Source organism: bacterium (genome assembly GCA_040754625.1).
Taxonomy (GTDB): Bacteria; JACRDZ01; JAQUKH01; order JAQUKH01; family JAQUKH01; genus JAQUKH01.
The window spans coordinates 34154-51839 of the sequence record JBFMCF010000122.1; the positions used below are offsets into that span (position 1 = coordinate 34154).

A 17686-nucleotide genomic window follows, 5' to 3' on the forward strand; every position below is an offset into this window, starting at 1 on the left:
TTTAACAATGTGCTAACGTAAAAAATAGATTCATGAAAATGATGAAAAAAATTTATTACTGGTTTCACGAAAAAATGTCTGACCCCGGGGAGCGCGGCGAATATTCTGCCGGCCGGTGGCAGGATATGGTAAGAAAAGAAGCTCTCAGGTTATGCCGGAATGATAAGGGAAAATTATTGGAAGCAGGTTGCGGAGAGGGATTATTTTTAGTTAAATTGGCGTCCCTGAATAAAAAATTAGACATATATGGAATAGATAACCGTCCGGAAATATTAGAGAAGGCGGAGAAAAAAATTGAAGATAATAATTGCAGGAATATAAAAGTAATCAAGGCTGACGCGGCATCAATGCCTTTTGAAGATTCATATTTTGATACAGTTGTTTGTATAAATGTTATTTTTAACCTGCCGTCGGAGGACCTTTTAAAAAAAGTATTAAAAGAAATATCAAGGGTGTGCAAAAAAGACGCAGCGTTTATACTGGATTTCAGGAATAAGAAGAACCCTTTCCTGTATTTAAAATATAAACTTGCTCCCTTTTATGACGAAACGGTAAAAAACCTGCCTTTAAAAACATATACTTTAAGAGAGATGTCCCAATTTGCGGAAGAGGCAGGTTTTACGGTGGAATGCAAAAAAATGATCGGGCCAAAGATAAGCCTATTGGCCCCGATAATAATTTTAAATTTAAGAAAGAAAAGCTAATGATTAAAAAAATTACGCAGGTCGGACCCGGCGCGGGTTTGGAAAATCTGGTTTCAGGCTGCAGGGGCGTTTTTAATGAGCCTGTGGAAAAGTTCGCGCGGGATTTATCGGATTATTTTTACCCGGAAAAAATTTATTTGTTAAATTCGGGTTTGGCCGCGTTTTACATAATTCTTGAGACGGTAAAAAACCTATCGTCAAAAAAAGAGGTGATATTGCCGGCATATACGGCACCGAGTATGGTATTGCCGGTATTAAAGGCAAATTTAAAACCGGTTTTATGTGATATAGCCAAAGATAATTTTAATGTGGATTTAAATTCAATTTCTGAGATTATTACGAAAGATACATTATGTATCGTGCCGACACATCTTTTCGGAATACCGGTGAGCGGTATTGAAGACATGAAGGAAAGGTTTCAGGGAATATTTATAATTGAAGATTGCGCTCAGTCATTGGGCAGTACAATAAACGGGAAAAAAACAGGGTGTTTTTCCAATGCGGGTTTTACAAGTTTCAACAGGGGGAAAAATCTATCTACATACGGCGGAGGGTGTATTTTTACCGGCTCATTTGAACTGGGTGAAAAGGTCAAGGCCGGGATTGACAGCCTGGCTGAGCAGGCAATATTTTCTAAATCCATTCTCCCTTTGAAACTTACAGCATTTTCTTTAGCTGTAAATCCGTATATGTATGGATTGTTTCATTTGATTATTTCAAGGTTCAAAGATAATCAGGTGCCGGAAAATTTTTACAGCCGCAAATATTCCAATTTCCAGGCGGGTGTCGGTAAATCATTATTGGATAAAATTGATGGATTTTCGGAAAAAAGGTATAACAATGGAATGTTCCTGGCAGAAAAACTTTATGGTTTAAAAGAGATAATTGTCCCCGTAACAAGCAAAGAAGCAAAACCGGCGTTTAACAGATTTCCGGTATTATTTAAAAATTTGGAATTGCGGCAAAAAATAAAGAACGCCCTTTGGGCATCCGGTTTTGATACATCGTTTATGTATTTGAAACCCCTGCATCATATTTTTGATTTAGGTAACAGGAAAGAGGATTTTCCGAATGCAAATTACCTGGCGGAACATTTGCTGACATTACCCGTTCATCCCTTACTTGGGAAAGACGATATGGAGAGAATAATTCAGGTAATAAAAAAGGCGGCTGGATGATTCCTTTAAGAAACGCAAAAAGGTTTTTATTTAAAGCTTATAATCAGCCCTGTTACGCTTTAAAGGTCTTTAAAAAAAGACTGATGGCGTATTTATATTATTATTTGTCAAACGGCAAAAGCAGTTATCCGGAAGCTGTAACATTATTTTTAACTCACCGCTGTAACCTGCATTGCAAAATGTGCGGGCAGTGGGGGGAGGGCGGGGTCACAAGGAAACAATCCGCGGAATATATCCGCGAAGAACTTTCTTTTGATGAATTAAAAATGGTTATTGATGATTTATCCCCGTTTGGGCCGAATATCACGCTTTTCGGCGGTGAACCCCTGATTTACAAAAATTCTATCGATACCATAAAATACATCAAAAACAAAAACATGCATTGTCTTATGATCACAAATGGTTCTTTAATTGAACCTAAGGCGCAAGAATTAGTCGATGCCGGTTTGGATGAACTTAATGTTTCGCTGGACGGCGGCCGTGAACTGCATAATGAAATAAGAGGAATGGACGGGCTTTTTGACCGGGTTCTAAATGGATTAAAAAAAATCAACCATTTCAAAAAAGAAAAAAATAAAAAAAGGCCGTTTATTAACCTGCAATGCACTATTACCAAATATAATTATGAGAATCTTGAACAACTATTGAACGCGGCAGAGGAAACAGGGGCGGATTCATTGACATTTCATAATTTAATTTTTCTTGAAAACGGCCTTATTGAAAAGCAGAAAAAATATGACAAACTTTTAAACTGTTCGTCCCTGGACTGGAAAGGATTTATTTCCGTGCCGGACATAGACGTTTCAATTTTATTTAATAAAATGGAGGAAATCAAAAAAAAGGTAACTGAAATGGCAGAAAAAGGATTTGATTTAAAAGTTGATTTCTACCCTAATTTTTCAAAAAAAGGACTGTTTGAATATTATCAAAATCCTTTATTTCTGCCGCGGGAATATTCGCCCCGCTGTGTAAGTCCCTGGATTAGCGCGTATATTTTTCCTGACGGCGAAACCAGGCCGTGCTTGAATTTTGATTATTCATTCGGCAATATAAAAAAAGATAAATTTACCCTGATTTGGAATGGAGAGCGGGCAAGAAATTTCAGGAAGACCCTGAAAAGAAACAAAATATTCCCGGTTTGCATAAGATGCACCGAGCTTTACAGGTATTAAAAAATGCCAAAAAAAATCAAAATCGCGCAAGTTATAACACGGTTAGACTGGGGAGGTTCGCCTGATGTTGTCCGGGCAATCTGTCTCGGGGCGGATAAAGAAAAGTATGATGTCAGGCTCATTACAGGCCCTTCAAAAAATCTAAGCTCAAATACAAAATTTTTTTTAGAAGAGTTTAAAGAAAATACTTTCATTATTCCTGATTTGAAACGGGATATCAGTCCGGCCGGTGATTTTAAAGCCTTTATCAAACTATTTTTGTTGTTCCGGAAGGAAAAATTCGGCATTGTCCACACGCATACCGCGAAGGCCGGAATATTGGGAAGGAAAGCCGCGTGGCTTGCAGGCGTAAATTATATTATTCATACCTCTCACGGGCATAATTTTTATGGTTATTTCGGGGCGATGGGGAGCAGGCTCGTAGTTGTTTTAGAAAAAATAATGGATATTTTCACAAGCAAGGTTATTGCCCTGACTGAACTGGAAAAAGAGGACCTTGTGAAATTTAAGATAAGCAGGCCGGATAAAATTATTGTGTTTGACAGCGGGATAGAATTGGACAAATTTAAAAAAACAAGTCCGGACATTTTTAAAAAAAAAGAAGAATTTAATATAAGGCCGGGTGAAATGGTGGTCGGGATGATTAACCGTTTAGAAACAGTCAAGGGCCCCGAATATTTTATAGAGGCGGCGAAGATTATAAGCGATGCAATTCCAGGAGTAAAGTTTTTGATTGTCGGAGAAGGTTCTCTTAGAAAAAAACTTGAAAGCATGTGCCGGGGATTTGGAATCCATGATAAAACAAATTTTACGGGGTGGAGGGAGGATGTCCCGGAAATCCTCCCGGTTTTAGATTTACTGGTGCTCCCGTCCTTAAATGAGGCGGTAGGGAGAATACTAATTGAAGCCGGGGCCTGCGGGGTCCCCGTTGTTGCCGCGAATGTCGGCGGGATTCCGGAAATTGTCCAAAATAATGAAACAGGATTATTGGTTGTTCCAAAATCTTCCGGTGATTTGGCGGAAGCGGTAATCAGCCTGCTGAAAGATAAAAATAAGCGGATAAAGATGGGTAATTCAGCCGCGGTATGGGTAAATAATAAATTTAATATTGAAAATCTGGTTAAAAATATTTATGGATTATACAGTGAAATTTATAAAAATAAAAATTGATAAAAATTTTCGCATGGCAGTAATATTATTTTTTTTAACTTCTGCCGGAACAGGCACAAATGCGGGTGGAAATCTTTTGCAGGCCCAATCGGTTATCCAAATCAGTTCTGACATAACTGACGGTAAATACTCGATCCAGGAAATTATTGACATCGCGAAGATTAATGACATAAAAGTTGTCATGTTGACCGACAGGGATTTTATGAGCTGGGAATACGGGTTTTGGCCCCTCAGGAAAATCATTAAAAAAAAAGTGGAATCGAATTCCATGCAAAGTTACGGGATTGAAAAATACCTCAGGGAAATTGAAGAAATACAAAAGAAAAATCCGGATATTGTTTTGATCGCAGGGGTTGAATCCGCGCCGTTTTATTACTGGGATGGGAAGCCTTTCAGGGATAATTTTAAGATAATTGACTGGCATAAGCATATGCTGGTTTTTGGATTAAATAAGGCGGAAGATTATAAAAACCTTCCGTCCGTTGCCAATAAAAAAAGTTTATTGCTGCCTTTTAAATTAAAAAATATATATTTATTCTGGCCCGTGCCGGTTTTGATTGTTGGTTTTCTATGTTTAAGAAAAAGAAAATTCAAATATAAAGACTCACAGGGAAATTCTTTAGGGCCGTATTCACTGCCATGGCAGGTTTTCGGCGGTTTGTGCCTGTTCGCGGGACTGATATTTTTCATTAATAATTATCCCTTTCATGATTTTAAATATGACCAGTATCATGGTGCACAGGGTATATCCCCCTACCAAAATTTTATTAATTATGTTAACCAAAAAGGCGGGATGAGTTTTTGGGCGCACCCTGAAATAGAAAATATAATGCAATATGATGAGGCAAAAGTTGAAACAAAGGAATATCCGGAATATTTATTGGAATCGAGAAATTATACGGGATGGACAATATTTTACGAAGGCGATGAAAAGGTAGGCCCGCCTGGCGGGATATGGGATAAGGTCTTGAAAAACTATTGCATGACCGGTGGAGGCCTCCCTGTTTGGGCGATTGGAGGATTGGGATTTGACCAGGCAGGTAACTTTAACGAGGCGGTAAAGGATTTAAGAACAGTATTTTTGGTCCCCCAAATAAATAGAGAGTCAATTTTAAGCGCGTTAAAAAACGGGAAAATGTATGTAGTAAAAGGCAGGGACTGCGGGAATTTTATCCTGGAAAGTTTTGTTGTAAAAGACAGCCTTTCAGGTGTTAATGGGACTATCGCGGATGAATTAAATTTAAAAGGCAAACCGGTAATTAATATTAAAGGCCGGATAATTAATTGGAAAAATAACGAAAAAATAACAGTTAAATTGATAAAAGACGGCGTTATTGTTAAACTGTATGAAGTCAACAGCCCTTTTGAAGTAAGTTATACCGACGAATATTTTTATGAAAATAAGAAAAGTTATTATCGCCTGGAAATTAATACGCCTGAGAGGGTTTTGGTGAGTAATCCCGTATTTGTAAGTACTCTGTTACGTTAATTTTTAATAGAGTTGCAATGGTTCAGATTTGTCGACAAAGGCTCACGATTAAGTATCTGTAGCTCAATTTCGCAGTGATATTCGCCCCCCATCCCCCATCTTCGATGGGGTGTATCCGAATATCATCTGCTTATTTCGCACAGATACTAAATCTTGTTCCTTTAATGTCGTCAAATCTGAACCATTGCAACTCATGACAAGAGTGCCAATAATTTGCGTAACAGTGTAGTAGACTTTAAGATTTAGGAGGATATTAACGATAATAGTAAAAAATGAACCCAGCACCTCAAAAATATCATTATGTATATATACTAAACAGTACTAAAAAAGATTTTCTATATATTGGAGCAACTTCTGATTTAAAAAATAGATTAAATGAACACAGAGAGGGTAAATGTTATTCAACTAAAAAATATTTGCCCGTAAAACTAGTATATTATGAAGCATTCTTATCGAAAAGCGATGCTTTTGATAGAGAAAAGAAATTGAAATATCATGGTAAGAGCCTAAAATTACTAAAAAATAGAATATGTAATTCTTTAAGAGGTGCTGGGTGAAAATATCGGTCCATCAACCTCAATATATACCCTGGCTGGGTTATTTTGACAAAATAGACAAAAGCGACGCTTTTGTATTTTTGGATAAAGTGCAGTATAAGGCGAGGGAATTCCAGAACAGGAATAAAATACGCACCGGTAACGGCTGGCTGATGCTTACGGTTCCTGTAATATCCAGGGGCCTTGGCAGGCAGGAAATCAGTAAGGTTGAAATAGATAATTCGACAGATTGGCAGAAAAAACACTGGGGAAGTATAGAACAGAATTATCATAGAGCTCCTTATTTTAAAAACTATTCCGGTTTTTTTAAAGAGGTTTATTCCTGTCCATGGGAAAGACTGATGGATTTGAATATCCATATAATTAAATATCTTCTAAAAGAGCTTAAAATACAGACACCGTTGTATTATGAATCTGTAGTGGGCAGTTCCAGCAATAAAACCGATAGAATTATAGAAATATGTAAAAAACTCAATGCCGATATTTATTTATCCGGGATCGGCGGCAGGGATTATTTAGAAGAAGAAAAGTTTACCAGGGAAGGAATCAAATTGGAATACCAGAGTTTTAATCATCCTGTGTATCACCAGCTTTACAGGAAGGGGGCGGGTTCTTTTATGCCCTATTTGTCGGTAGTTGATTTATTGTTTAACGAGGGCGAAAAAAGTATAGATATATTGAGGGGCAGAGTGAAATATGCGGGGAATCAGGGGTAGTTCAGATTAATAAGGAGGCAGAAAGATGAATATACTGGCTATCGGTGCGCACCCGGATGATATTGAATTCGGCTGCGGCGGGACTTTAATGAAATATATAGAAAAGGGGGCAGGTGTATATCTTCTGGTCCTGACCAGGGGAGAGATTGGTGGCAATCCGGAAACCAGGACCAAAGAGCAGGAAGAAGCTGGGAAATTTATGAAAGTAAAAAAAATCTTTTGGGGAGATTTCAAAGACACAGAACTTCCGTTAAATAAACCTTTGATTTCCAATATCGAAAAAGTGATAAATAAAGTCAAACCTCAAATAGTTTTATTCAATTATTCTGAGGATATTCACCAGGACCACCGCGCGCTGGCTAAAGCAGGTATTTCGGCAACGCGGTATATTAAGGAAGTGTTGTGTTACGAGGTCCCAACGAGCAAAAATTTTGAGCCGAGTATATTTGTAAATATAGAAGATGTTTTTGATAACAAACTAAAACTTTTAAAAATCCATGCATCGCAGGTTCATAAAACTAACGTGGAAAATCTGACAATACTTGACAGTATTCAGGCATGCGCTGTTTTCCGCGGCTATCAGGGGAGGGTAAAATACGCGGAAGGTTTTATCCCTCTCCGGATGATGAAAGAAATCTGATCATGAATTTGTTATTTATTTTTATATTTTTTTCCCTGTTAACATTTTTATTGACATATATTTGCAGAACACTGGCTTTTAAGTTTAATATCCTGGACATCCCGGGGGAAAGAAAAATACATGAATTTCCTACACCTCTTTTAGGGGGATTGGCGATATATGTAAGTGTAATTTCAGGATTGATATTCGGACCTGTTGGCTTAACCAAAGTTTTAGGCCTGGTTATCAGTTCGACTATTATTTTTACTGTTGGTATAATTGATGATATCCGGGATTTATCTGCCGAGATCAGGCTTGCGGCGCAATTGATTGCTTCATTTATTGTAATGATTTTTGGTGTAAGTATCAGTTTTTTGCCAAATGATTCATATGGCAGGCTGGGGGAGATAATTTTAACCTACATCTGGATAATAGGTATTACAAATGCCCTGAATTACCTTGATGGTGTGGACGGTCTGGCCGCCGGCATAACGGCAATATGCGCGGGTTTTTTTCTTGTTATTTCTTATCATACCGGCCAAATTCTTGTAAGTTTTATAAGTATTATAATAATGGCCGGGTGTCTGGGATTTTTACCGCATAATTTTAAAAGAGATAAAATATTTTTGGGAGACGGGGGAAGTACATTTTTAGGTTTTTCAATTGCCTGCCTTGCGATAATGGGCGACTGGGCTGAATATAATGTAATAAGCCTGGTCACCCCGGTTTTAATCCTGGGGATTCCTATTTTTGATATGGTTTTTACTACAATTATGAGAATCAAGGAAAGAAAAATTAAAACGGTTATTGAATGGTTTGAGTATGCCAGTACAGACCATTTTCATCACAGGCTTATGCATCTGGGCATGGGGCCGAGGGGAGTGGTGGTTTTTATTTATTGCATAAATATTTCTTTGGGTATAGGCGCGTTGATGGTCAGCAATGAAAAACCGCTGATTGGGTTCCTGTCGATTTTACAGGGTGTTATTATTTTCACGCTTATTGCTATCCTGACAGTTTTAGGAAAAAGACAAAGCATAAAAGTTAAAGATTAATGCTGTGTGCTGCTTAATTTTAAGACATTGTAAAGATTTTGCCTGTTTTTTTGCGGAATTAAAACATTTTTGTTAATAAATCTTGGCGAAATTAATGAAGACATCCCGATATGTTTCGGGATAGTCTGAATTAACCCCGCACCGTATGGTGCGGGGTCCAATTCGAACTATTATCCACATAGGATAATGTTCTCATTGGAGAAATCGTCCAAAATGAGCCTTAGATTTATCAAAAATGTTGACTAAAGCAAAAAAACAGGCAAAATCTTTACAAAAAAAGTTACACATGAGGTTAAGGATTAGCCCTTTTATAATAATCATACCGTTCTTTAACATGGGCGGCCTCATAGACTTTAAGATAGGTGTCTAAGACAGGATTAATATCTGTAAAGAAGAATTTTACAAAATCTCCGACTTTAGCAATAAATTTTTTTGGCACATAAACCACATCTCCGGTAATCAGGGCGATATCATCTTCCATCAGGCCTTTATCAACCGCCTTGGCCAAATCTAATTTTTTTATTGAAGGTTCGCTGCCTTCGTTGTTTTTCCTGATAAGCATAACGCTTTTTAATGAAGCGGAAGTTTTAAAACCGCCCGCGCGTGAAATAATCTCTATGGCGCTAAGTCCGTCATCCAGGGAATAAACACCCGGGCTGTTTATTTCTCCGAGGATATAAACTTTATTGGACGACTTCGGCACATAGACAATATCTCCCTTTTTAATGGGCATATTCTGGTAAGGGTCGCCCATTTCGATGAATTTTCCAAGGTCGACAGTCGATGTCGCTTTTTCTATCGCGTCCCTTCGGACAACCATAATTCTTTTCATGTCGGCGGATTCACCCTTATACCCCCCGGCATAAGTGATTGCTTCAATAATACCCGCGTCATCTTCCAGATTATAGACTCCCGGGATTTTAACTTCCCCCAGGACATAAACCTTTTTAAACACCTTTGGAAGATAAATGATATCTTCATTTTTTATTTCGGCGTCTCCGGCTGTATCGCCGCTTAAAATAAATTGTTTCAGGTTAATCTCTTTTCTTATTTCTTTTTGAGTCGCGTCGTCTTTCCTGATAATAAAAATGGCGCTTAAATCGGCAGTTTCATCTTTATATCCTCCTGCTTTCGCGATAGCTTTTATAAGCGAGGTTTCCCTGTCCAGAATATATTCCCCGGGGGTTTTTACTTCTCCAAGGATATATATTTTTTCAACATTTTTTTCTATAGTGACCTTTGAGATTTTAGGGATATAAATTATATCATCGGCGCTTATTCCGATGTTTTGTCCGCTATCGCCGTCCAAAAGGAATTTTTTTAAATTTACCCCTATTCTTGTGTCTTTCTTTATTATAAAGATGGAGGTTAAGTCCGCAGTTTCTTCCTTGTGCCCGCCGGCTTTGCTTATTGCCTTCAGGAGAGTGGTATTTTCGTCAAGGGTATATTCACCGGGACGCGCGATTTCTCCTGAAATATAAAATTTCTCGGCCATCATTTCTTTAATGGTTATTGTTACTTCCGGGTTTTTAATATGTTTGGATAATTTTTGGTTGAATAATTCAGTTAATGACTTTATGTCGAGGCCCCTTGCCTCGATACTCCCGATTAAGGGGAACGATATATTCCCGTTGGCATCGACCGTCACAAGCTTGCTTAATTCAGGCTCCTGCCAGACATATATCTCCAGGACATCGCCGATGTTTATGTTATACGCTTTCGCAGGTGTAATTAAGAAAATTAATAAGACAATAACTGAAAATATAGAAAGGTTTTTTTTCATATTATGAATTCGGCACTTAACTGTTAGTTTTGGTTTTTATTATAGATAACTAAGAAATGTATGTCAAGATATAATTATTGTATATGGCTTAAGAGTATGATATTATTTGCACTATAATTGTAATTCATCAATAGTTAAATCAATTAATAACTTGGAGATAAAAAGTGAATTTTATCAACAATGTTATCCCATCAGGAAGTCTCCGGAAAGCGTAATAAATATGGAAAAATTAACGGATGCTTTGAAAGTGATTGAATTTAAAATTAAATTCATTACACCGCTCCTTATTCATGGAGAGAATTCAAGAGCAGATACTATTGGATTAACCGGCAAAGCATTAAGAGGATGCTGGAGATTCTGGTTCAGAGCATTAATAGGTGGGCTAATAGATAATATTGAACCAAAAAAATTGTTAGAACTTGAAAGCAAAATATTTGGGTCTGCAGATGATAAAGTTGGGGCAAAATTTAGAATTTATTTACAAGAACTCGGTCAACGAGAAAAAATCGAAGCTTATGTGGGATTTAAATATACAGAAGGCCGTAAAAGAGGAGAAGAAGCAAAATCTGAAGGTTATAAAGAAGGGATTGAATATAAAATAACAATCATTCCAAGAAAAGAAGAATTCCCAAAAGAAATTCTTCTTTCTGCAATCTGGCTTTGGGCTAATCTTGGGGGTGTTGGGCAAAGAGCCAGAAGAGGTTTTGGATCACCTGCAATTGAATTGATTGATAAGATTGCCAATCCTTTCAAAACTGAAAATCTCGAATTACATACAAAATCAGAATTCCAAACGTCAGAAGAAATAAAAGGACATCTAACTGACGGACTAAAAAAAGTTTGGCAAATTTTTGAACAATGGATTCCTAATAATAGTGGACATAAAATTACGGGAGATATATCAAAAAATGATGAACCTGCAAATGCTAATTATTTCATTTTAAAGAGTATAAAACAGATAGGGGTTGGTAATGAGGTGTTTAGTGATTTGAAAGAGGCAATTGAAGCTATTCACGGAAATCACAATTGTGATGAGCTGGGCTGGGTAGATTTACATAATAATAAACCTTCGAAACGTATGGCTTCACCTGTTTTAACAAGATTATACAAGGTTAATAGTGGTTTTATTCCTATTATTACTTGGTGTAACCAAAACGGTGTATTACCGAATTGCAACAGTCCAACGGGTTGTGTACAACTTTATCTTAAGAAAGCAAAGTTTGATAATAGTAGCTGGCTTACTGGGAGTCCAAATGAGTAAAGATATTTTTGAAAAGTTATCAAAAAAATTTGGTAATGATAAAAATCTTTATCTTTTAAATGTTTCAATCGGTCCTGTCCAAGAATTTATTAAAGAAGCAAGGAAAACAAAAGATTTATGGACAGGAAGTTACCTCTTATCTCAAATTGCATATCAAACCATGAGGCCAATCCTTGAACATTTTAATAAAGATGTATTTATTTATCCCAGGATTGAAAATTCTGCGTCCACATCTCAATTTTCAAAAGTTCCAAATCATTTTCTTGCGATAGTTGATGATGTAATTATTAGTAAATTTAAAAACAATGAAATTCAAAAACCAGTATATAAATATTGGAGTGATTTATCAAAAAATATCTATGATTATATTGCTGAAAAAAATAATAAGAAATTTAAGTGGAATGAAAATGATTTATGGAATAAACAAATAAATGATTGTTTCCAAATCTATTGGGTAGCAAAAACAATAAAACTTAGCGATCTTAAGGGTAATTACATTGAAACACATAACAATATCCAACAGTTTATGGAAGAAAGGAAATTGACAAGGACATTCAACCAATGGGATGGAAACTCAGCTTTTAAATGTCCGCAATGCGGGCATAGGGAAATTATTGGTCCAATCAAAGATAATAAAAATTTTTGGGAGGAATTAAGGAAAGACAAAAAAATATTTTTTAAAATAAAAGAAAATGAGAAATTATGTGCAGTATGTTTGGTAAAAAGGTTTGTTGAGGACAAAATTCCTTTTGAATCTTCAAGTGATATTGCTTCAAAAAATTTTAAAGATTTTCTTATAGGAAAGAAAATCGATGAGGAAATTAATAATTTTTTAACCAACATAAAAAAGCTTTTTGAAATATTGAATATTGAAAAAATAAATTCCATTAGCGAAATACCCGGGGACTGGCTTTATGAAGAAAGGTTCAACTTTAAAAAATTGGAAAAAGAATTTCCACATGTGCGCAATACAAAAATTATAGATACATTAAAAGCATTAAAAGAAAATTTAAAAGAATCAAAAGAAAAGTATAAAATATCTCCTCAAAAATATTACGTCTTACTGATGATGGATGGAGACAAAATAGGGGACTTAATGTCGCGTAAAGATATTTATGGCCAAATAGCTTGCAGTGATGCAATTGGTGAATTGGGAAACAAAATATTACCGGATATAATTTATAGATGGGGTGGCTATCCAGTTTACTCAGGCGGAGACGATCTTCTCGCTTTTGGCCCTATAGAAAAATCGATCTCCACTGCTTTTAAATTACAAAAGTCCTTTAGTGAAAAATTAGAAACGACATGCAGTATAAGTCTTGTAATCGTTCATTATCAGGATTCTTTGCGAAGAGCGATGGAAGAATGCAGGCAATCTCTCGAAAGTGCAAAAGAGCATTATGGACGAAATTCTCTCTGTATAACCTTAATGCTTTCTTCGGGAACACTTACAAGTGGCGGATGCAAATGGTATTTACCAATTTATGATTTTTCTGTTGGATTTACAGATTTTATGAATAATTTAATAAAATGGATGGGCAAGGAAAAAGATGGACTTAGTTCAAGCTTTATATATGATATATTAAAAGAATTGCCTGCTTTTTATAAATTTCATAAAAATATTCAACCTTATTTTTCAATTGAAATGTTTGAATCAGAAATCACCAGACTTTTAGACCGCCATATTCCAGAAGAGTCTTTTTTTAAAACGGCTCCGGATTACAAAAAAAAATCTGAAATATTTGTGAAAATTATTTCTTCGTTGGGAGACCCAAAATATATTAATAAGTTTAATGGCTGGAGAACAGATATTATCGATACTAAAGACAATTTGGAATCCATACTTAGAATTTGTGCATTCCTTAATCGTGAAGGTTTAAAGGAGATATAAAAATGTCTTTATATGTTTACATTGAACCGCGGGACACCGTTTTTTTTAGGGATAATCGTCCTTTTGATGCTGGAGTAGACACAATTGCTGAATCAATAATCCCCTCTCCATTAACTCTGTTTGGAGTAATTGGAAACTATTATCTCGATATTAATGGAATATCATTAAAGGATTTTAAAGATAACGGTAATACTAAACTTGGCAACTATGATCCTGAGCTTAAGAATACCCGTTTAAAAATTAAAGGCCCGTTTTTTGAATATGATGAAAAAGTATATTTATCGACACCGGCCAATATATGGGCATCGGGAGCAGAGTCTTATGTTTTAAAACCAAGGGATAGAAATAATTTAGAGTGGGATATCACTCAGCCTGATTTGCAGTCACTGGAAATTCCAAGATTCGGATATGGAATCCAACCTGAAACATTGGGAGGCTTTCTTTCTTTAGAAGGTATTCGTCAATATTTATCTATGGATGAGATTGATATATATAATAATGGGAAGAAAGAAGAAGATTTATTTATAAAAGAAAATCGATATGGTCACCAACTAAACGATTTTTCCCAAACTGTAGAGGAAGGACAGTTATATTCGGCAAGACATATTAGATTTAAGGATAGCTTATCTAATAAAAAAATTAATAAAACTAAGTTTATGCTTGTAGTAGACGGACTTGAGGGATCAGATTTTACAGAAAAGGTGACACGCGTTGGTGGTGAAGGTAAATTAACAGGAATTTATACTGAAGAAAAAAATGAAAAATTAATTCCTGATAACAACAGAGTGTTAGAAAAAATAAAAAAAGGGAAAAAATTTCTGTTGTATTTTATTACGCCAGCTATATTTAAGGAAGGATGGGATAGAAATTGGCCGGTTGAATTTAAAGATACAAAAATGGTTGGAGCATGTGTCAATAAACCTGTTTTTATTAGCGGTTGGCAGAAAAGTGGAAAGGGAATGAAAGGGAATCCTCGTTCGTTATTTAAAACGGTTCCAGCAGGCAGTGTTTATTTTTTTAAAGCCGACACTTGGGATGACAATAGTTTCCAAGCTTTATATGAAAAATATAATTTTAGAGAAAGTCTTTCGGATTTTTATCCTTGTGCTGGTTTTGGAACAGCTCTTATTGGAGCATGGTAAGAATCAAAAGGAGAAAAGAATATGGCAAAATATGGTTTAATGTTTATCAGTGCGATAACCCCATTAAATAATGGGTCAGGAGAAGGTTTGGGAATAGTTGATAATCCTGTAATAAGAGAGAGGACAACGCAATTTCCAATTATTCAATCTTCATCTATTAAAGGTGTATTAAGAGATAAATTTGGTGAAGACGCCTCCCCTGAGGTCCGGGTGCTATTTGGGCCGCCATCTGGTCAAGGTGATTCCCATGCAGGAGCTGTCTGTATAAGTGATGCCCAAATTATTGCTTTTCCAATTAGGTCTCTAAAGGGCGCTTTTGTATGGGCTACATCACCACTGACGCTTTATAGATTTTGGCGTAATGTTGAAATGTCAGGATTTAATTCTACATTTCCAAAGCTAAAAAATCTCATCGACAAGATTAATAGTTCTTTTAATAATTTAGATAGTGTTGTATTATGCCCATCGGGAAAAAATTATTTAGAAATTAGTAGTAAAATAATTCTTGAGGAGTTTCCTAAAACCATACGAAATTCCCCTGATTTGGCGTCATTATTGGAGAATTTTGCTAAGGAAATTGGCCTAAAAATTTTTACCCCTGTTGATACATTTTTAAAGGACGAATTTGAAAAGAAACTTGTTTTACTTACCGAGGATTCATTTCGATATTTCGTTTCAAATGCCACGGAGATAATGCCCAATATAAAAATTAACGAAAAAGGGACAACGGAAAAGGGTTCGTTAAGGTATACAGAATTTCTTCCATCAGAAACTATTCTCTATAGTTTAATGTCTTATGAGAATCCAAAACTGCCAGTTGATGAACCTGATGTTTTAAAAAAAATCGAAAATATTGAAATTAAAAAGAGTGATAATTCCGTTTGGAAGTTTGAAAGTAAAGATGTTTTTGTGGAAGCTTTATTTGAACAAAAAATACCGGATATTATTCAGGTTGGCAGTGACGAAACAACAGGTAAAGGAATTGTTAAATTGAAATTAATTTAAGGAGAGAGCATGCCAGAACAAGAAAGAAATTTAGAACATAAAAGAGCAGAATATGCTTTTAAATGTATTTCTGAAATTATTGAATTAAAAAATCCAAAATATGAAGCACAGTACAGAAGTGTTGCGCTTTCGTCCGGGGTGTTAATTCAAAAGTCAGGTCTTATGCAGGCATTGGCTTTTTATATAAGCAAAAAAGAACATCACAAAAAGCTTGCAGAGCATATTTTAAAATGGATACAATGTCCGGGCATAAATGTTGAACTTCAATTCCAATGTCTTTTAAATATTAGTGACGAAGACATGGTTCGGAAAACAATGGAAACCCGGGATTTTATCTCATGGCTAAAGAGATTTGCTGAAGGCAGGCTCAGAAAAGAAGAAGACAATGTAATAATAACGTCAGGAAATTCTCAAGAAAAGGTTGAACAAAATGTCAATAATACCGGGTTGTAAGTGGATAAAAGAGAATACAACAACTTTAAATAGAATTATACAGGATGTATCGGAAAATAAAGTTAATGCTTCCCTGATACTTGACAAATTTATCACATGGGAATCAATTGATTTTAATAAAAAACGTTCTGAACTACTCGATAAAAAATCAAATTTCAAAAAAATAAAACCAATTATAAATAAAACCGACGATTATGAACAATTCAAAGGTAGAAAGAATTTGCTGCCCGGTTTGATTAAATTTATTTTAGTTGCTGAAACGTGTCTGATCGTTAATCATGGCGGGGAATCTGTTTTAGATAATTCGATAGCAATTCATCCGTATTACGGATTTCCTGTAATACCAGCCTCTGCCATAAAGGGTGTTACAAGGCATTTTTGTGGGAAAGAATTTAAACACCTATCGGAAGATGAAATTTTAAAGATATTCGGTAATAATCCCGGTCATAAAAATGCAAACGAAGGAAGTGTAGTATTTCTTGACGCCTGGCCGGTAAAATCAGATAATCCATATGAATTGGATATTTTTACACCTCATTATCAGGAATATTATAATGGTAATGACCATCCTAAAGATAATCAAAGCCCTATTCCAATACCCTTTTTGTCTGTTAAAAAAGACATTGAATTTGAGTTTGCAATTGCACCTTCGTCAAATTGCAAGGAACTAGAAGTGAATGAATTTTTAAATGAAGTGAAAGAATTAATAATACAGGCTCTTACCACTTTTGGTATAGGAGCAAAAACAGGCTCAAACTATGGATATTTTGAAAGGAGATGAATATTATGTCAAGAATAATCATAACAACATGTGGAACAAGCCTCTATAAATCAAGCTGTTGGAAATGGAATAGTCTTAATAATATTCCCATATCAACTTTGAATTCCGAACCTAAAAGATTGAGAGATAGGCAGTTTAAATGTGAAGAGGCAATTATTCAAGCACAAAACAGTGATAAAAGCGGTAAAATCCTTGCTGAAACTTTTGATAAAAGCTCATGGGATGATTTAGGCAGATTAAGAGATCTGCCGGCAGAATTAGCATCTTTGAGAGTTATTCAGAATTTTTGTGAAAAAAACGGGAAGCCATTAAATAATACTGATAAATTGTATCTATTATATGCAGATAATGAAGAGGCTCAATATTGTGCAAATATTTTACATAAAGTTCTGATTGATTTTAACCTGTTAAATAACATTGTTATAGAGACACCATGGAAAATAGAAGATCTTGACCCTAAAGATATTGGTAGGTTTCAAACATCAATTAAAAGTTTTTGGGAAAAACTAATTAAAATAATGCCGGATAATTCGGGCAATAGATATTATTTAAATCTAACCGGAGGTTATAAATCTACTGTTATCCTAAGTTCCGCAGTTTTAAAATCAAGCTTCTTATTTTTCAAGGGGTTGCGGGTTTTACCCCCTCAAATTCTGCACTACATTTTGTATAAAAACCGGACGATTAGGGATCTTTATTCCCAGCCTTGC

Annotated in this window: 17 protein-coding genes; 16 read left to right on the forward strand and 1 reads right to left on the reverse strand. The window is 35.6% G+C overall.

Annotated features, from left to right (window positions below; all coding sequences use genetic code 11):
• The first annotated feature begins 38 nt into the window (after positions 1–38).
• From AB1498_11705 to AB1498_11745, 9 genes are all read left to right on the forward strand, one after another.
• Positions 39–704, forward strand: coding sequence for a class I SAM-dependent methyltransferase (locus tag AB1498_11705; GenBank protein ID MEW6088956.1), 666 nt, complete (start codon positions 39–41; stop codon positions 702–704).
• Positions 704–1882 carry a DegT/DnrJ/EryC1/StrS family aminotransferase gene (locus AB1498_11710; protein MEW6088957.1) on the forward strand — a complete coding sequence of 393 codons (1179 nt, stop codon included), beginning with the start codon at positions 704–706 and terminating at the stop codon, positions 1880–1882. The genes AB1498_11705 and AB1498_11710 overlap by 1 nt, the downstream gene beginning before the upstream one ends.
• Positions 1879–3054 carry a radical SAM protein gene (locus tag AB1498_11715; GenBank protein MEW6088958.1) on the forward strand — a complete coding sequence of 392 codons (1176 nt, stop codon included), beginning with the start codon at positions 1879–1881 and terminating at the stop codon, positions 3052–3054. Before AB1498_11710 ends, AB1498_11715 begins: the two co-directional genes overlap by 4 nt.
• Before the next feature lie 3 nt (positions 3055–3057).
• On the forward strand, positions 3058–4224 hold the full coding sequence (locus AB1498_11720) for a glycosyltransferase family 4 protein (protein MEW6088959.1): 1167 nt from the start codon (positions 3058–3060) through the stop codon (positions 4222–4224).
• The gene (locus AB1498_11725) at positions 4199–5713 is read left to right on the forward strand and encodes a hypothetical protein (protein MEW6088960.1); all 1515 of its coding nucleotides are present in this window, start codon (positions 4199–4201) and stop codon (positions 5711–5713) included. The genes AB1498_11720 and AB1498_11725 overlap by 26 nt, the downstream gene beginning before the upstream one ends.
• Positions 5714–5985: 272 nt before the next feature.
• Positions 5986–6270 carry a GIY-YIG nuclease family protein gene (locus AB1498_11730; GenBank protein MEW6088961.1) on the forward strand — a complete coding sequence of 95 codons (285 nt, stop codon included), beginning with the start codon at positions 5986–5988 and terminating at the stop codon, positions 6268–6270.
• The gene (locus AB1498_11735) at positions 6267–6986 is read left to right on the forward strand and encodes a WbqC family protein (GenBank protein MEW6088962.1); all 720 of its coding nucleotides are present in this window, start codon (positions 6267–6269) and stop codon (positions 6984–6986) included. The genes AB1498_11730 and AB1498_11735 overlap by 4 nt, the downstream gene beginning before the upstream one ends.
• Positions 6987–7011: 25 nt before the next feature.
• The gene (locus tag AB1498_11740) at positions 7012–7626 is read left to right on the forward strand and encodes a PIG-L family deacetylase (protein ID MEW6088963.1); all 615 of its coding nucleotides are present in this window, start codon (positions 7012–7014) and stop codon (positions 7624–7626) included.
• A 2-nt stretch (positions 7627–7628) separates the two neighbouring features.
• Entirely contained in the window at positions 7629–8660 is a 1032-nt protein-coding gene (locus AB1498_11745; GenBank protein ID MEW6088964.1) for an MraY family glycosyltransferase, read from the forward strand.
• Positions 8661–8952: 292 nt separating this feature from the next.
• Here the strand turns inward: AB1498_11745 and AB1498_11750 are convergent, their stop codons facing one another.
• Positions 8953–10443: an SLBB domain-containing protein gene (locus tag AB1498_11750; GenBank protein MEW6088965.1), complete on the reverse strand. Its 1491-nt coding sequence runs from the start codon at positions 10441–10443 to the stop codon at positions 8953–8955.
• A gap of 220 nt (positions 10444–10663) precedes the next feature.
• Here AB1498_11750 and cmr1 point away from each other — a divergent pair, with 220 nt between their 5' ends.
• The 7 genes from cmr1 to AB1498_11785 form a co-directional block, all read left to right on the forward strand.
• Positions 10664–11704 (forward strand): type III-B CRISPR module RAMP protein Cmr1, encoded by a 1041-nt coding sequence (gene cmr1, locus AB1498_11755; protein ID MEW6088966.1) that lies wholly within the window; start codon positions 10664–10666, stop codon positions 11702–11704.
• Positions 11697–13595: a type III-B CRISPR-associated protein Cas10/Cmr2 gene (gene cas10 / locus AB1498_11760; GenBank protein MEW6088967.1), complete on the forward strand. Its 1899-nt coding sequence runs from the start codon at positions 11697–11699 to the stop codon at positions 13593–13595. Before cmr1 ends, cas10 begins: the two co-directional genes overlap by 8 nt.
• A 2-nt stretch (positions 13596–13597) precedes the next feature.
• The gene (gene cmr3 / locus AB1498_11765) at positions 13598–14737 is read left to right on the forward strand and encodes a type III-B CRISPR module-associated protein Cmr3 (GenBank protein ID MEW6088968.1); all 1140 of its coding nucleotides are present in this window, start codon (positions 13598–13600) and stop codon (positions 14735–14737) included.
• Positions 14738–14758: 21 nt separating this feature from the next.
• A complete protein-coding gene (gene cmr4 / locus AB1498_11770; GenBank protein MEW6088969.1) occupies positions 14759–15742 on the forward strand; it encodes a type III-B CRISPR module RAMP protein Cmr4 in 984 nt (327 codons plus the stop codon).
• 9 nt (positions 15743–15751) lie between these two features.
• Positions 15752–16195, forward strand: coding sequence for a type III-B CRISPR module-associated protein Cmr5 (cmr5, locus tag AB1498_11775; GenBank protein ID MEW6088970.1), 444 nt, complete (start codon positions 15752–15754; stop codon positions 16193–16195).
• Entirely contained in the window at positions 16173–16976 is an 804-nt protein-coding gene (gene cmr6, locus AB1498_11780; protein ID MEW6088971.1) for a type III-B CRISPR module RAMP protein Cmr6, read from the forward strand. Before cmr5 ends, cmr6 begins: the two co-directional genes overlap by 23 nt.
• Positions 16977–16981: 5 nt before the next feature.
• On the forward strand, positions 16982–17686 hold a 705-nt coding region (locus tag AB1498_11785), incomplete at its 3' end, for a hypothetical protein (GenBank protein ID MEW6088972.1).

Excerpts from the sequence above, each read along its gene's own strand:
- cmr5 (MEW6088970.1), top strand. The coding sequence starts at position 15,752 with ATGCCAGAACAAGAAAGAAATTTAGAACATAAAAGAGCAGAATATGCT.
- AB1498_11730 (MEW6088961.1), top strand. The coding sequence starts at position 5,986 with ATGAACCCAGCACCTCAAAAATATCATTATGTATATATACTAAACAGT.
- cas10 (MEW6088967.1), top strand. The coding sequence starts at position 11,697 with ATGAGTAAAGATATTTTTGAAAAGTTATCAAAAAAATTTGGTAATGAT.
- AB1498_11740 (MEW6088963.1), top strand. The coding sequence starts at position 7,012 with ATGAATATACTGGCTATCGGTGCGCACCCGGATGATATTGAATTCGGC.
- cmr6 (MEW6088971.1), top strand. The coding sequence starts at position 16,173 with ATGTCAATAATACCGGGTTGTAAGTGGATAAAAGAGAATACAACAACT.
- cmr3 (MEW6088968.1), top strand. The coding sequence starts at position 13,598 with ATGTCTTTATATGTTTACATTGAACCGCGGGACACCGTTTTTTTTAGG.
- AB1498_11750 (MEW6088965.1), bottom strand. The coding sequence starts at position 10,443 with ATGAAAAAAAACCTTTCTATATTTTCAGTTATTGTCTTATTAATTTTC.
- AB1498_11705 (MEW6088956.1), top strand. The coding sequence starts at position 39 with ATGATGAAAAAAATTTATTACTGGTTTCACGAAAAAATGTCTGACCCC.
- AB1498_11720 (MEW6088959.1), top strand. The coding sequence starts at position 3,058 with ATGCCAAAAAAAATCAAAATCGCGCAAGTTATAACACGGTTAGACTGG.
- AB1498_11710 (MEW6088957.1), top strand. The coding sequence starts at position 704 with ATGATTAAAAAAATTACGCAGGTCGGACCCGGCGCGGGTTTGGAAAAT.
- AB1498_11715 (MEW6088958.1), top strand. The coding sequence starts at position 1,879 with ATGATTCCTTTAAGAAACGCAAAAAGGTTTTTATTTAAAGCTTATAAT.
- AB1498_11745 (MEW6088964.1), top strand. The coding sequence starts at position 7,629 with ATGAATTTGTTATTTATTTTTATATTTTTTTCCCTGTTAACATTTTTA.
- cmr4 (MEW6088969.1), top strand. The coding sequence starts at position 14,759 with ATGGCAAAATATGGTTTAATGTTTATCAGTGCGATAACCCCATTAAAT.
- cmr1 (MEW6088966.1), top strand. The coding sequence starts at position 10,664 with ATGGAAAAATTAACGGATGCTTTGAAAGTGATTGAATTTAAAATTAAA.